General features: G+C 73.2%; 2 protein-coding genes. Both read right to left on the reverse strand.

Annotated elements, in window-relative coordinates; translation table 11 throughout:
* Nucleotides 1–690, reverse strand: a 690-nt coding sequence (locus HMPREF1023_RS14905) for an ABC transporter ATP-binding protein (protein ID WP_009307314.1), incomplete at its 3' end; no start/stop codon positions are given.
* Nucleotides 687–1,349 (reverse strand): energy-coupling factor transporter transmembrane protein EcfT (locus HMPREF1023_RS14910; protein ID WP_050784850.1); only part of this gene is annotated, 663 nt, incomplete at its 5' end. The genes HMPREF1023_RS14905 and HMPREF1023_RS14910, both read right to left, overlap by 4 nt.

Genomic DNA, 1,349 nt, shown 5'->3' on the forward strand with positions numbered 1-1,349 from the left:
CGCGTCGCGCACGACGCGCCCGCCCCGCATCACCACCACCCGGTCGGCGATGCCCGCGAGCCACCACAGCCGGTGCTCGGCCACGAGCACGGTCTTGCCCGCGGCCTTGAGCCGCGCGACCGCCTCGGCCAGCTGGAGCATGGCGCCCACGTCGAGCGACGCCGTGGGCTCGTCCAGCACGAAGACGTCGGGGCCCATCGCGCACACCGAGGCGATGGCCACCATCTGGCGCTGGCCGCCCGAGAGCGCGCGGATGTCGCGGTCGCGCAGGTGCTCGATGCCCAGCAGGGCGAAGGCGCCGTCCACGCGCCGGTGCATCTCGGCGCGCGAGAGCCCGAGGTTCTCGCAGCCGAACGCCACCTCCGAGGTGGTGTCCAGGTTGAAGAACTGGCTGCGGGGGTTCTGGAACACCGAGCCCACGCGCCGGCACAGCGCGTCCATCTCCCACGACCCCGCGTCCTTGCCGGCGATGCGCACCGACCCCGCGAGCTCCCCGTCGTAGGAGACGGGGATCAGCCCGTTCGCCAGGCGCGTGAGCGTGGTCTTGCCGCAGCCGGAGCCGCCGGTGAGCACCACGCACTGCCCTGCGGGCACGCTCAGGGACACGTCGGCGAGGGCGGGCTCGCGGGCGCCGGCGTAGGTGAAGCCCGCCCGGTCGAACGAAAGCGCCGCGTCGGCCTGCGCGCTCACGCGATCACCCCCAGCTTGATGAGCGCCACGCACGCGACCACGGCGCCGAACAGGGCGGCGAACAGGGCGTCCGCCGGCCCGAAGCGCAGCTCGTAGTAGGACGTGCGCGCCGCCGCGGAGTCGATGCCGCGCACGATGGCCGCGTTCGACAGCTCGTCGGCCACGATGGCCAGCCGGCTCATCACGGGCACCATGAGGTTCTCCGCCGTCAGCGCCGGATGCCGCAGCACCGTCGCGGGCGACAGCGCCATGCCGCGCACCTTCATGGCCTCGGCCACCGACGAGAACTCCTTGCCCATCGTGGGGAAGAACCTGAGCGCCACGCACAGCGCCACCACGCCGCCGCGCGGCACGTGCGCGCGCTGCAGCGCCGAGGCCATCTCGCCCACGCGCGTGGTGGCGATCATGTTCGACGCGAACATCCCCACGCAGAACACGCGGCGGAACACGACGATCATCGCGGCGAACGACGCGGTCACCTCGTTCGGAAAGGCGGCGACGGCCATGCTGGCCCCGAAGACGGCCGCGTAGGCCGCCAGCCAGCGCAGCGCCGCCGACGCGCGGCCGCACCAGATCATCGTCGCGGCGCACAGCGCCACGGCCGCCACCTCGGTCCACGGCTTCGTCGGCGCGAACGCGATGAGGTTCAGCATGAGCAG

Source organism: Eggerthella sp. 1_3_56FAA (assembly GCF_000185625.1).
Taxonomy (GTDB): domain Bacteria; phylum Actinomycetota; class Coriobacteriia; order Coriobacteriales; family Eggerthellaceae; genus Eggerthella; species Eggerthella lenta.